Source organism: Streptomyces sp. NPDC005151 (genome assembly GCF_053599875.1).
The window spans coordinates 126,449-138,917 of record NZ_JBSFYR010000003.1; the positions used below are offsets into that span (position 1 = coordinate 126,449).

The window sequence follows — 12,469 nt, forward strand, 5'->3', positions numbered from 1 at the left end:
GTGACGCAGGTCATGTCGTGTACACCAAGGGGACGGTAGACGGGTTCGTCCGGGGTGGAAAGCCCTTGCGCAGGGGATAAGTTGAACTTTTTCCTTGGTCAGGACAAAGGAGGTTCCGGGCAGCCGGGACCGTCCCGGCGGCGCGTGCGCCGCCGGGCTGCGCAGACCTGTCCGCTACCCGCTCCGCCTCGCCGGGGCTCCGCCCCGGACCCGGTCCTCACCCGCCGGACGGGCTCAAAGGGCGCGTTCGAGGAGCGGAGGTCCGAGGGTGGAGCCCCCGGGAGGAGCCGTCAGTCGCCGCCCCCGAATGCCGCGTCGAACGACGCAGCGGGCGGGTCGAAGTCGTACCGCTTCAGTGTGGCAAGCGCTTCCGGTGCGCCCGCCAGCCGGTCCATCCCGGCGTCCTCCCACTCCACCGAGATCGGGCCTTCGTAGTCGATCGAGCGAAGCATCCGGAACACGTCCTCCCACGGCACATCACCGTGCCCGGCGGAGACGAAGTCCCAGCCGCGCCGCGGATCGCCCCAGGGCAGGTGCGAGCCGAGACGGCCGTTGCGCCCGTCGAGACGCTTGCGGGCCTCCTTGCAGTCCACGTGGTAGATCCGGTCCCGGAAGTCGTAGAGGAAGCCGACCGGATCGAGGTCCTGCCACACGAAATGGCTCGGGTCGAAGTTCAGTCCGAACGCGGCCCGGTGGCCGACGGCCTCCAGGGCCCGGTGCGTGGTCCAGTAGTCGTACGCGATCTCGCTGGGGTGCACCTCGTGGGCGAACCGCACGCCCTCCGCGTCGAACACGTCGAGGATCGGGTTCCAGCGCTCGGTGAAGTCCTCGTAACCGCGCTCGATCATTCGCGGCGGCACCGGTGGGAACATCGCCACCAGGTGCCAGATCGACGAGCCGGTGAAGCCGATGACGGTACGGACCCCGAAGGCGGCGGCCGCGCGGGCGGTGTTCTTGATCTCCTCGGCGGCCCGCTGCCGTACCCCTTCGGGCTCGCCGTCGCCCCAGATCCGGGCGGGCAGGATGCCCTGGTGCCGTTCGTCGATCGGGTTGTCGCAGACCGCCTGCCCGACGAGGTGGTTGGAGATCGCCCAGCACTTCAGACCGTACTTGTCGAGCAGCTGCCGCCGCCCGTCGAGATAGCCGGGGTCGGCGAGAGCCTTGTCGACCTCGAAGTGATCGCCCCAGCAGGCGAGTTCGAGCCCGTCGTAACCGAAGTCCCGGGCAAGCCGGCAGACCTCCTCCAGCGGCAGGTCGGCCCACTGACCGGTGAAGAGCGTGAAGGGACGGGGCATGCGCGGAACCTCCTAGGACGGTACGGGGGTGTGTACGGAGCTCTTCTCGGCGCTTTCCTCCACCGCCGCGAGCACCCGCTGCACCTGAAGTCCGTCGGCGAACGACGGAACGGGGTCAGCCCCTTCGGCGATCGTCATGACCAGGTCGCGGGCCTGGTGGATGAAAGTGTGCTCGTAGCCGAGTGCGTGGCCCGGCGGCCACCACGCCTCCAGGTACGGGTGCGCGGGCTCGGTGACAAGGATGCGGCGGAACCCGGCGGTGGTGGCCTGCTCGGTGTGGTCGTGGAAGGACAGTTCGTTGAGGCGTTCCAGATCGAAGGCGAGCGAGCCGCACTCGCCGTTGATCTCCAGCCGCAGCGCGTTCTTGCGGCCCGCCGCCATCCTGGTCGCCTCGAACGAGGCCAGTGCTCCGGAGGCGAGCCTGCCGGTGAACAGGGCGGCGTCGTCGACGGTGACCGCCCCGCGTGCTCCGCTGTCCGCGGTGCCCGAGAGCCCGGCCGACGCGCCGGCGAGCAGCGGTCGTTCCCGTACGAAGGTCTCGGCGACCGCCGACACCCCCACCAGGAGCTCCCCCGCCAGATACTGGGCGAGGTCGACGATGTGCGCCCCGAGGTCGCCGAGCGCACCGGATCCCGCGTGCTCGCGCTTGAGCCGCCAGGTGAGCGGCGACTCCGGGTCGACCAGCCAGTCCTGGAGGTAGGTGGCCCGGACGTGCCGCAGGGCGCCGAGCCTGCCGTCGGCGATCAGCGTCCGTGCGTACGCGATCGCGGGCACCTTGCGGTAGTTGAAGCCGACCATCGCCACCTGGCCGCGGGCCCTGGCCCGTTCCGCGGCCTCCGTCATGGCTTCCGCCTCGGCGACCGTGTTGGCGAGCGGCTTCTCGCACAGCACGTGCTTGCCGCCCTCCAGGGCGGCGATGGCGATCTCCGCATGGCTGTCGCCGGGCGTGCAGATGTCGACGAGCTGGACGTCGTCCCGGGCGATCAGGGCGCGCCAGTCGGTCTCCGCCGCCGCCCAGCCGTGCCGTTCGGCGGCGGCGGAGACCGCCGTACGGTCGCGTCCGCAGATCGCGGCGAGAGCCGGCTGCATCGGCAGGTCGAAGACGTGTCCGGCGGTGCGCCACCCCTGTGAGTGGGCGGCGCCCATGAACGCGTATCCGACCATGCCGACCCCGAGCGTCGCCTTCGGCACGGTCGTCGGCGGCGCTGCGGCCTCCTGCTCCGTCTCTTCCCTACGGGCCATACGGGCTTCCTCCTCGTCGGTCGTTCGGTGGGCGCACGGCAGGAGGGTCAGCACCCTCCTGGACGGTGGATCAGCTGAAGCCCGTCGGCAGGTACTGGTCGATGTTGTCCTTGGTGACGACGGCCGAGTAGAGGGTGAGGCTGGTCGGGATCTCCAGTTCGGAGAGCCCGCCGATGCCCTTGCCCTGCCCCAGGGCACGCGCCAGGTCGATGGCGGACGCGGCCATCGTCGGCGGGTAGAGAACCGTGGCCTTCAGGACGCTGTTGTCGGCCTTGATGGCGTCCATCGCGGACTTCGCGCCCGCGCCTCCGACCATCAGGAACTCGTCCCGGCCCGCCTGCTGGATGGCGCGCAGCGCGCCGACTCCCTGGTCGTCGTCGTGGTTCCACAGGGCGTCGAACTTCTTCTGCGCCTGCAGGAGTTGAGCCATCTTCGCCTGGCCGGACTCGACGGTGAAGTCGGCGGCCTGACGGGCCACCAGCTTGATGTTGGAGTAATTCCCCAGGGCGTCGGCGAAGCCCTGGCTGCGCTGCTTGGTGAGCTCCAGGTTGTCGATGCCCGCGAGCTCGACCACCTTGGCGTTCGGCTTGTCCTTGAGCTTTTCGCCGATGTACGTGCCGGCATTGAGCCCCATGCCGTAGTTGTCGCCGCCGACCCAGCATCGGTAGGCCTGCGGTGAGGCGAAGATGCGGTCCAGGTTGATGACGGGGATGCCCGCCTTCATCGCCTCCAGACCGACCTGGGTGAGCGCCTTGCCGTCGGCGGGGAGGATGACGAGGACGTCGACCTTCTTGTTGATGAGGGTCTTGACCTGGCCGATCTGGGCGGCGGTGTCGTTGGAGCCCTCGGTGATCTCCAGGGTCACCTCGGAGTACTTCTCCGCCCGCGACTTGGCGTTCTCGTTGATGGCGTTGAGCCATCCGTGGTCGGCCTGTGGTCCGGCGAAGCCGATGGTGACGGGCTTGCCGGGCTTGTCGTCGGCAGTCGGCTGATTGCTCTGCGCGGTCTGCGACTTCTTGGGCTCATTGCTGGTGCAAGCGGTGAGGAGAGCGCCCGCGGAGACGGCTGCGGTGCTGAAGAGCAGTCCTCTGCGGCTGGTTTCTGGCATGGCTGTCGAACCCTTCATCCGGTGCGTGGGTGGCATGCGGAACTGCGGGTGAGATGGGGTGGGGTGGAGTGGGGAGAGTCCGGGGGCTCAGGAGGTGTCCCCGTGGGCCGAGGTTCGGCGCTGGACCAGGACGGCGGCAACGATGATCGCGCCCTTGGCGATCTGCTGGACATCGCTCTGCAGATTGTTGAGCGCGAAGATATTGGTAATGGTGGTGAAGACAAGGACACCGAGGACGGAGCCGACGATCGTGCCGCGTCCGCCGCTGAGCAGGGTGCCGCCGATGATCGCGGCGGCGATGGCGTCGAGCTCGTACAGGTTGCCGTTGGTGTTCTGTCCCGAGCCGGACAGGATGATCAGCATGAAGGCGGCGATGCCGCAGCAGAGCCCGGAGAGCAGATACAGGTAGAGCCGCTGCCTCGTCACGTCGATCCCGGCGAGGCGGGCCGCTTCCGCGTTGCCGCCGACCGCGACCGTACGGCGTCCGAACGTCGTCCGGTTCAGCACCAGCCAGCCGATGACGGTGACCGCGGCGAAGACCATGACCAGCGGCGGGATGCCGAGGACGTACGAGTCGGGCAGCCCCAGGTCGAGGACCGACTGGACGGTGACGATCTGTGTCTTGCCGTCGGTGATCTGAAGGGCGAGACCGCGGGCCGAGGCGAGCATCGCCAGCGTCGCGATGAACGGCACCAGCCTCCCGTACGCGATCAGCAACCCGTTGACGAGTCCGGCGCCGAGGCCGACGAGTACGGCGGTGAAGAGGATCCCCGCGAAGCCGTACTCCTGGGTGGCGAGCGTGGTCGCCCAGACCGAGGCGAGCGCGACCATCGCGCCGACCGACAGATCGATGCCGCCGCTGGTGATGACGAACGTCATGCCGACGGTGACGACGCCGATGACGGACGACTGGGTCAGGATCAGCTGCAGGTTCCCGGTGTCCAGGAAGGCGTCGGGCTCGGTGAACCCGCCGACGGCGATCAGTACGGCGAGGACGCCGAGCAGCGACAGGGCTCGGACGTCGATGCGGCCCAGTAGAGAACGCCAGGGACCACGGGTCGGTGGGTCAGCTGCGCGGACGGATGGCGTGGCGGCCGGTCCGCTCGTCGAGTGCAGTTTGCTCAGCACGAGTAACTCCCGTCATGCACTGATAGGTTGTACGCCTGCCCTCGGGCAGCGGTCAGGGCTTGGCCGTCATGAGGCCGCCATGCGGCTGAGTGAGAAGCCCTCTCATTCACGAGAGGGAGGAGTCACCACAAGGTCGAGTACGCGGTACTCGTCAAGACCTCGTGAGGGCCCGGTATGAACGACCCGGCCCTCGCGGAGCACTATTACTCGGTCGGCCAGGCCCAGTACTTCGGGCACTTCGCTGGAGACCAGCAGAACGGCGAGGCCTTCGTCGGCCAGCCGGCGGATCACGGCGTAGAGCTCGGCGCGGGCGCCGACGTCGACACCGCGGGTCGGTTCGTCGAGCAGAAGCACCCGGCAGCCGCGCAGCAGCCAGCGGGCCAGGACGGCCTTCTGCTGATTGCCGCCGGAGAGGGTGCGGACGGGGGTGTCCGGGTTGTCGGGGCGCAGCGAGAGTGCGCGGGTGGCGGCGCGGGCCGCCCGGCGCTCGGCTCCGCGGTCGAGCCAACCGGCCCGGGAGAAGCGGGACATGGAGGAGACCGACACGTTACGGGTGACGGATTCGAGCATCAGCAGGGCCTGCGCCTTGCGTTCCTCGGGGGCGAGTCCGATGCCCGCGGCGACGGCGGCGCGGACGCTGCCGGGGCGCAGCGGCCGCCCGCCGACGAGGACCCGGCCCGCGCTCGGCCTGCGGGCTCCGTAGATCGTCTCCAGGATCTCGGAGCGCCCGGATCCGACGAGTCCGGCGAGCCCGACGATCTCGCCGGGCCGCAGTTCCAGGTCGACGGGGGCGAACTCGCCTTCCCTGGCGAGTCCTTCGACGGTGAGCACGGGGTCCTGCCGGGTGTCCTCCGCGGGAGCCTCGGGGCGCTGCGGGAAGACGTACTCGACATTGCGGCCGGTCATCATGGCAACGATGTCGCGCGTAGGGGTGGACTCGGCGGGCAGCCCGACGGCGACGGCCCGCCCGTCCTTGAGCACGGTCACCCGGTCGCCGATCCGGCGGATCTCCTCCAGGCGGTGGGAGATGTAGACGACGGCGACCCCGTCGGCGGTGAGCCCGGCGACGATACGGAAGAGGTTGGCGACCTCGTCGGGGTCGAGGGCGGCGGACGGCTCGTCCATGACGATGAGCCGTACGTCGTGGGAGAGCGCCCGCGCCATGGAGACGATCTGCTGCTGGGCGGCGGAGAGCGCGCCGACGGGACGGGCCGGGTCGATCTCGGGGTGGCCGAGGCGCTTCAGCAGTGCGGCGGCGGCCGCGCGTCCTTCGCGGGTGCGGACGACGAAGCGGGCGGTGGTGGGTTCGTGGCCGAGGAAGATGTTCTCGGCGACCGAGAGGCCTTCGACCAGGTCGAGTTCCTGGTAGATGGTGGCGATGCCGAGACGCATGGCGGCGATCGGCGACTTGAGCGAGACGGGTGCGCCGCGCCAGGTGATCTCGCCGCCGTCGGGCTGGTGGGCCCCGGCGAGCACCTTGATGAGGGTGGACTTGCCGGCGCCGTTCTGCCCGAGCAGACAGTGGACTTCACCGGCCTGGACCTCCAGGTCCACGCCGTCGAGGGCGCGCACACCGGGGAACGACTTGGTGATGCCGGACATGGTGAGCAGGGGTGGTTCTGATGCCATGACAAATCCCCTCGGCGGGTGCGGGGCCGGTGAGCGGGCAGGGCGCAGTGCTGTTTGGCCCCCCGGCCGAAAGGGGCGGGAGGCGGTTCGGTGGTGCGTACCGGTCGAGGATCAGGCCGGTGAGAACAGGTGGTCGCTGATGAGCCGGGCGGCGCCGATCACTCCGGCGGCCGGTCCCAACTCACCCAGCACGATGGGGAGATTGCCGGTGGCCAGCGGCAGGGACTGCCGGTAGACCTGGGTCCGGACACTGGCGAGGAGCGTGTGGCCGAGGCCGGTCACACCGCCGCCGATCACCACCAGTCCGGGGTTGAAGAAGCTGACGAGTCCGGCGATGACCTGGCCGACCCGGTTGCCGCCCTCGCGGATCAGGTCGAGCGAGGTGGCGTCACCGGCGGCCGCGGCGGCGGCCACATCGGCGGCGGTGAGTTTCCCGGCCGCCTCCAGCCGGGCGGCGAGCTCCTGCGACTGTCCCGCGCGCGCCGCGTCCTCGGCGTCGCGGGCCAGGGCGGCGCCGCTGAAGTGGGCTTCCAGGCAGCCCCGGTTGCCGCAGGCGCAGGCGCGGCCGTCGGGTTCGACCTGGATGTGGCCGATGTCGCCGGCGCTGCCCGTCGTACCGCGGTGGACGTCGCCGCCGACGACGATGCCGCAGCCGATACCGGTACCGATCTTGACGCAGAGGAAGTCGCCCACGGAGCGTGCGACGCCCGCGTGCTGTTCCCCCATCGCCATCAGATTCACGTCGTTGTCGACCATGACGGGGCAGCCCAGTTCCTGGCTGAGTGCCTCGCGGACCGGGAAGCCGTCCCAGCCGGGCATGATCGGGGGTGCGACCGGTACGCCTTCGGGGAAGCGGACCGGTCCGGGTACGCCGATGCCCGCGCCGTCGAAGCCTTCGGCGAGTCCGGAGGCCCGGAGTTTGGCCGCCATGGACAGCACCTGTTCGAAGATCGCGATAGGTCCTTCGCGTACGTCCATGGGGTGGTTGAGGTGGCCCAGAACCTCCAACTCCGCGTTGGTGACCGCCACATCGATCGACGTGGCACCGATGTCGACGCCGAGGAAGCGCAGTGCGGGAGCGAGCCGGATGTTGTGCGAGCGACGCCCGCCGCGGGAGGCGGCGAGTCCGTCGGCCACGACGAGTCCGGTCTCCAGCAGCCGGTCCACCTCGACGGCGAGCTTGGAGCGGGAGAGATCGATCTGATCCCCCAGCTGCGCCCGGGAGTTGGGCCCGCCGTCGCGCAACAGCCGGAGCAGTCGCGCCTGATGCGCATTCGCGGGTCGTGCCGTCATACGTCTCACGCGCCCCTCCCCGCCACATCGGTTTATCCGTCGGGCTTTCGAGGGGAACGTAGCAGCGGTTGCCGGGACTGGGAAGAAGTTGCGCAGGAATCCGCTACAACTTTCTCCACACCGAGGACAAAGCCGTTCGGCCGGTTGGCGGTCGGCGCGGAGGCGTTTCGAGGCCCGCGCCGCGGCCGGGCGGGGAATCAGGAGTGCCGGTACGGGCCGTCCAGGGCCGCCCATTGCAGCAGCATGATGGTCTTGGCGTCGGCGATGACGCCGCTGCGGACCATCGCGAGCGCCTCCGCGAAGGGGAGTTCCACCGTCGCGATGTCCTCACCCTCGGCCGCGATCCCGTACCCCTCGGCGGCGGAGGCCTGCGGACGGTAAGGGGCAGCGAAGAAGTGCAGGCGTTCAGTGACCGATCCGGGGCTCATGTACACCTCGAAGACACGCTCGGGGGTGCCGATGATGTGTCCGGTCTCCTCGGCCGCTTCCCTGCGGATGGCTTCCTCGGGGCTGTCGCCGTCGAGGAGCCCGGCGGCGGTCTCGATCAGCATGCCGTCGGGGTGCCCGTTGACGTAGGCGGGCAGACGGAACTGGCGAGTCAGCAGAACGGTGCGGCGATCGGTGTTGTAGAGCAGAATCGTGGCGCCGTCGCCCCGGTCGTAGGTCTCCCGCTGCTCCCGGCTCCAATGGCCGTCGCTGTGCCGGTAGTCGAAGGTCGTCCGGCGCAGGACGTACCAGTCGCAGGAAAGCACTTCCACGTCTTCGATACGCACCCGCGGGTTGCCGGTCAGGTCGCGGCCGTGCCGGTCCAGGCCGGTACGCCCGCGGCGGTCGGGGGTGTCCAGGCCGGCCGTCACCGGGCGGCCGGGACGTCGTCGATACGGGTGTAGATGTCCAGCCCCTGATCCCGGCCCCGCGAGACCATCCGGTCCGCCCCGTCCGAGGGGCCGCCGATGCGCAGCACCGCGTCGCAGCGCGCCAGCAGCAGTTCGGCGATGGGGTGGAAGATCTCCTGGAATGCCGCGTCGCCCGGGCCGGTGCTTCCCGCGGTGTCCAGCAGGGGAAGGGCCAGAGCCTCGCCGGTGACTGGCAAGTGGCCGGAGCGGAAGAGCAGCAGTGCGGCCTGGTTCATCGCCCGCACATGGGCGTCGAGCTTGGCCGGGTCGTCCCCGGTGCCCGACCGGTAGGGGCCGGCGACCAGGATCATCAGCGGTCGTGGGACAGCGGTCATGATGCACTCCTCAAGGCAGACGGGGTTCAGGCCAAGGCTGTGCTGACGCCCGCATCGCGCAGGGCCGTCAGGGTCAGCGGGCCGTTGGGGTGCGTGGCGTCATCCTGGGCCGCGGCGTCGGTGACGAAGGCGTCCACCGCCCCCAGCGCGGCGACCTGGCTGAACGCGCGCACCCCGAGCTTGGTCGCGTCCGCCACGGCGATCGTGCGCGCCGCCTGCGCAAGGGCGGCCTGTTTGACGGCCGCATCGTCCAGCGAGAACTCCGACCACCCGTATTCGGCGTGCACACCGCCGATGGACAGCACGAAGCAGTCGAAGGCCAGGGCCTCAAGTGTGCGCAGGGCAAGCGGGCCGACCAGCGACTGCTCCCCGGCACGGGACCGGCCGCCGACGACCAGCAGCTCGATGCCGGGCCGGTCCGCCAGGCACACCGCCGCCTGCAGACTGAGCACCGCGACCGTCAGCGGGGCGCGTTCGACCAGGTGCTTCGCGACGTGCACGGTGGTGGTGCCCGCGTCCAGCAGCACGCGCGATCCCGGCTCGATCATCGCGGCCACGGCCGCACCGAGACGGTCCTTCGTCGCGGCCTGCCACGACTCACGGGCCGCGAAGCCCGCTCCTTCCTCACGCGAACGTGTGGCGACGGCGCCGCCGTGCACCCGGCGCACCAGCCCCTGGCGCTCCAGCGCGTCCAGGTCCCTGCGAACGGTCATTTCGGAGACCCCCAGGCGATGGGAGAGCTCCGACACGGAAACCCGGTCGGAGCCCTGCACCAGTCGCAGGGTCAGGTCCAGACGATTGGCGACACCCATAACTTATTTCTAACACATTCATGTTCGTTTGCACATCATGATGTGAGAGATACCGGACTGCCAGACGATCGGGTAGTGCGTTCGGGACAACGAAAAGGCCGGGGCGAGCCGCCCCGGCCTCCACGTGTCAGCCGTCCACTAACCCTGTTCGCGCTGGTGGTACGTCTTGCGCGTGTGCTCCGTGTGCGCCCGCATGATCTCCGTGGCCCGCTGTTCGTCCCGCGAGGAGATCGCCGCGATCAGCGAGCGGTGTTCGATCCAGGACTGGGTGCCGCGCCGGCGGGCCACCGGTGTGTAGTACCAGCGGACCCGGCGGTCGACCTGTCCGGCGAGCTCGGCGAGCACCACATTGCCCGCCAGCTCCATGACCTTGGCATGGAAGGCGGCGTTGGTGGCGATGGCGAGATCCACATCGTCGTCGGCAACGGCCTGCTCGCCCTTGGCGCAGAGCTCTTCGAGGGCGGCAATGCCGGCCGTGCCGGAGTTTGCCGTGGCCAGCCGGGCGGCCTCGGCCTCCAGCAGGGTGCGGACCGAGAGCAGTTGGTCCGCCTCCTCCTCGGTGGGTTTATGGACAAACGCGCCCTGGGCGGGACGCAGATCGACCCAGCCCTCGGTGTTCAGCCGCTGCAAGGCCTCGCGCACCGGCTGCCGGGACACACCGAGGTGCCCCGCCAGCTCACTCTCGACCAGATGCCGGCCGGGGCGGAGCGCACGCGTGGTGATCAGTTCGAGCAGCGCCTCATAGACGCGCTCGCGCAGCGGAGCGGGCCGTTCCAGCTTCGGCACGGCCCCCTGTGGCAGTCCTGTGGACAACATCGCGGTCCCCTCCGGGCGACGAGCAATTGCCTACTGTCTACAGTCTTCAGTCTACCGAGCACAGGGGGTTTGTGAGCTGCTGTCGGTTTGCTGCATTGAGGTGAGTTGTGGTGTGCGGGGGTGAGTTCCGTTGGTGGGTTGGTGGGGGTGGGAACGGAGGTTCTGGGGTCGAATGGGCGACCTTGGCGGCTGTTGCTCGTTGGGCTGGGTGGCGGGTGTCCGACCTGGGTGGGGGTGGTGTGGTGGGTGGTTTGCGGGAGTTGGCTGTGTCCTTTGTGGTGCCCGGGCCTTGCGGGGTGGCGGTCCGGGACCGTCTCAAGCACCTCGTCCAAGACTCACTTACGCACACTGGCTAGGAACGGTCAGGGGCAACGGATCACCTGACCCGCGTACGAGAGGTTTCCGCCGAACCCGAAAAGCAGTGCCGGAGCGCCGCTGTCGACCTCGCCGCGTTCCACCAGTTTCGACAGGGCCATGGGGATCGAAGCGGCGGACGTATTGCCGGAATCCACGACATCCCGGGCGATGACCGCGTTGACCGCACCGATCTTCCTGGCCACCGGTTCGATGATCCGCAGATTGGCCTGATGCAGTACCACCGCGGCGAGATCCTCGGGGGTAACGCCTGCCTTTTCGCACACTTTGCGCGCGATGGGCGGCAGTTGAGTGGTGGCCCAGCGGTAGACGGACTGCCCCTCCTGGGCGAAGCGCGGCGGCGTCCCCTCGATCCGGACCGCGCGGCCCATCTCCGGCACCGAACCCCAGAGCACGGGGCCGATTCCGGGCGCGGCGTCCGCGCCGCGCTGCGGGTCCGCGACCACGACCGCGGCGCCCGCACCGTCGCCGAGCAGGACGCAGGTGGAGCGGTCGGTCCAGTCGGCGATGTCGGCCATTTTGTCGGCGCCGATCACCAGCGCACGGGTCGCGGCGCCCGCCCGGATCGCATGGTCGGCGGTGGCGAGGGCGTGGGTGAAGCCGGAGCAGACCACGTTGATGTCCATGACGGCCGGCGAAGCCATGCCGAGGCGGGCAGCCACGCGCGCGGACATGCTGGGCGAACGGTCGATCGCGGTGGAGGTCGCGACGAGGACCAGATCGATGTCGGCGGGGTCGAGTCCGGCCGTGGCGAGCGCCTTGGCCGCCGCGTGCGCGGCCATCTCGTCCACCGGCTCGTCAGGGCCTCCCACATGGCGGGTCTTGATCCCGACGCGACTGGTGATCCACTCGTCGCTGGTGTCGACCATGGCCGCCAGGTCGTCATTGGTGAGCACCTTGGCGGGCTGATAGTGGCCGAGCGCCACGACACGTGAGCCGGTCATGTAGAGGTTCCCCTCGCTACGTATGGCAGGAACTATCCAGTCTTGGTGGCTACCGCCGGGTAAGGGGGCACGTGATCCCACAGGATTAGCGGCCGAGGCTTGGAGGCTTGACAACACCCTTGACCCTCTTGAACGCATACTGTAGACAATATTCTGTCGACTTGACATCGTCTCCTGTTCCCTCGCTCGGTCCCTTACCGAACGGAGAGCCCCGTGAAAGTCGCAGTTGTCGGCGCCGGTGCGATCGGCGCCTGTGTCGGGGCCGCGCTCCACCGCGCCGGCGCCGAAGTCCATCTCATCGCCCGCGGGCCGCACCACCCTGATCGCCGCTCAGAACGGCATCCCCCGGTGGTACTTCCACGGCCTGTCGGGCCCGCACGCCGGTCGGCGTATCGACAGCGCCGACCCGGCGGGCACGGTCAGCGCCACACTGCCGCCCGAGCGCGCCATCGGGTGTGTCGCGTACGTCACACTCCATGTGCAGGACAATGAGATCGTCAAGGTCACCTCTCCGCACGACAACCCGGCGACCCACGGCAACCTCTGCATCAAGGGCCGCTTCGGCTTCCAACACGTACAGAATCGGGTTTAACCGC

The 12,469-nt window shown here is 69.4% G+C and carries 12 protein-coding genes and 1 pseudogene; 2 read left to right on the forward strand and 11 right to left on the reverse strand.

The window, feature by feature from the left end:
• Positions 1-290: 290 nt before the first annotated feature.
• The 11 genes from ACWD6R_RS03515 to ACWD6R_RS03565 form a co-directional block, all read right to left on the reverse strand.
• On the reverse strand, positions 291-1,295 hold the full coding sequence (locus tag ACWD6R_RS03515) for a sugar phosphate isomerase/epimerase family protein (protein WP_451817163.1): 1,005 nt from the start codon (positions 1,293-1,295) through the stop codon (positions 291-293).
• Positions 1,296-1,307: 12 nt separating this feature from the next.
• Entirely contained in the window at positions 1,308-2,537 is a 1,230-nt protein-coding gene (locus ACWD6R_RS03520; RefSeq protein ID WP_451817164.1) for a Gfo/Idh/MocA family protein, read from the reverse strand.
• Positions 2,538-2,607: 70 nt separating this feature from the next.
• Entirely contained in the window at positions 2,608-3,645 is a 1,038-nt protein-coding gene (locus ACWD6R_RS03525; protein ID WP_451817165.1) for a substrate-binding domain-containing protein, read from the reverse strand.
• Positions 3,646-3,732: 87 nt separating this feature from the next.
• Complete coding sequence (locus ACWD6R_RS03530; protein ID WP_451817213.1) at positions 3,733-4,761, reverse strand: ABC transporter permease; 1,029 nt, start codon at positions 4,759-4,761, stop codon at positions 3,733-3,735.
• Between the two features lie 114 nt (positions 4,762-4,875).
• Entirely contained in the window at positions 4,876-6,402 is a 1,527-nt protein-coding gene (locus tag ACWD6R_RS03535) for a sugar ABC transporter ATP-binding protein (protein WP_451817166.1), read from the reverse strand.
• Positions 6,403-6,513: 111 nt separating this feature from the next.
• A complete protein-coding gene (locus tag ACWD6R_RS03540; protein ID WP_451817167.1) occupies positions 6,514-7,695 on the reverse strand; it encodes an ROK family protein in 1,182 nt (393 codons plus the stop codon).
• Between the two features lie 197 nt (positions 7,696-7,892).
• Entirely contained in the window at positions 7,893-8,552 is a 660-nt protein-coding gene (locus tag ACWD6R_RS03545; protein ID WP_451817168.1) for an NUDIX domain-containing protein, read from the reverse strand.
• Positions 8,549-8,926: a DUF4406 domain-containing protein gene (locus ACWD6R_RS03550; protein WP_451817169.1), complete on the reverse strand. Its 378-nt coding sequence runs from the start codon at positions 8,924-8,926 to the stop codon at positions 8,549-8,551. Before ACWD6R_RS03550 ends, ACWD6R_RS03545 begins: the two co-directional genes overlap by 4 nt.
• A 26-nt stretch (positions 8,927-8,952) precedes the next feature.
• Positions 8,953-9,738: a DeoR/GlpR family DNA-binding transcription regulator gene (locus ACWD6R_RS03555; protein WP_451817170.1), complete on the reverse strand. Its 786-nt coding sequence runs from the start codon at positions 9,736-9,738 to the stop codon at positions 8,953-8,955.
• Between the two features lie 138 nt (positions 9,739-9,876).
• Positions 9,877-10,554 (reverse strand): GntR family transcriptional regulator, encoded by a 678-nt coding sequence (locus ACWD6R_RS03560; RefSeq protein ID WP_451817171.1) that lies wholly within the window; start codon positions 10,552-10,554, stop codon positions 9,877-9,879.
• A gap of 362 nt (positions 10,555-10,916) precedes the next feature.
• Complete coding sequence (locus tag ACWD6R_RS03565; RefSeq protein WP_451817172.1) at positions 10,917-11,873, reverse strand: beta-ketoacyl-ACP synthase III; 957 nt, start codon at positions 11,871-11,873, stop codon at positions 10,917-10,919.
• A 213-nt stretch (positions 11,874-12,086) separates the two neighbouring features.
• On the opposite strand from ACWD6R_RS03565, the gene ACWD6R_RS03570 reads away from it, so the two are divergent.
• Positions 12,087-12,365 carry a ketopantoate reductase family protein gene (locus tag ACWD6R_RS03570; protein ID WP_451817173.1) on the forward strand — a complete coding sequence of 93 codons (279 nt, stop codon included), beginning with the start codon at positions 12,087-12,089 and terminating at the stop codon, positions 12,363-12,365.
• Positions 12,337-12,465, forward strand: a pseudogene (locus ACWD6R_RS03575) (2Fe-2S iron-sulfur cluster-binding protein); the annotation flags it as partial. The gene ACWD6R_RS03570 and the pseudogene ACWD6R_RS03575, both read left to right, overlap by 29 nt.
• Positions 12,466-12,469 lie beyond the last annotated feature (4 nt).

Excerpts from the sequence above, each read along its gene's own strand:
- ACWD6R_RS03520 (WP_451817164.1), bottom strand. The coding sequence starts at position 2,537 with ATGGCCCGTAGGGAAGAGACGGAGCAGGAGGCCGCAGCGCCGCCGACG.
- ACWD6R_RS03555 (WP_451817170.1), bottom strand. The coding sequence starts at position 9,738 with ATGGGTGTCGCCAATCGTCTGGACCTGACCCTGCGACTGGTGCAGGGC.
- ACWD6R_RS03535 (WP_451817166.1), bottom strand. The coding sequence starts at position 6,402 with ATGGCATCAGAACCACCCCTGCTCACCATGTCCGGCATCACCAAGTCG.
- ACWD6R_RS03565 (WP_451817172.1), bottom strand. The coding sequence starts at position 11,873 with ATGACCGGCTCACGTGTCGTGGCGCTCGGCCACTATCAGCCCGCCAAG.
- ACWD6R_RS03525 (WP_451817165.1), bottom strand. The coding sequence starts at position 3,645 with ATGCCAGAAACCAGCCGCAGAGGACTGCTCTTCAGCACCGCAGCCGTC.
- ACWD6R_RS03550 (WP_451817169.1), bottom strand. The coding sequence starts at position 8,926 with ATGACCGCTGTCCCACGACCGCTGATGATCCTGGTCGCCGGCCCCTAC.
- ACWD6R_RS03560 (WP_451817171.1), bottom strand. The coding sequence starts at position 10,554 with ATGTTGTCCACAGGACTGCCACAGGGGGCCGTGCCGAAGCTGGAACGG.
- ACWD6R_RS03515 (WP_451817163.1), bottom strand. The coding sequence starts at position 1,295 with ATGCCCCGTCCCTTCACGCTCTTCACCGGTCAGTGGGCCGACCTGCCG.
- ACWD6R_RS03540 (WP_451817167.1), bottom strand. The coding sequence starts at position 7,695 with ATGACGGCACGACCCGCGAATGCGCATCAGGCGCGACTGCTCCGGCTG.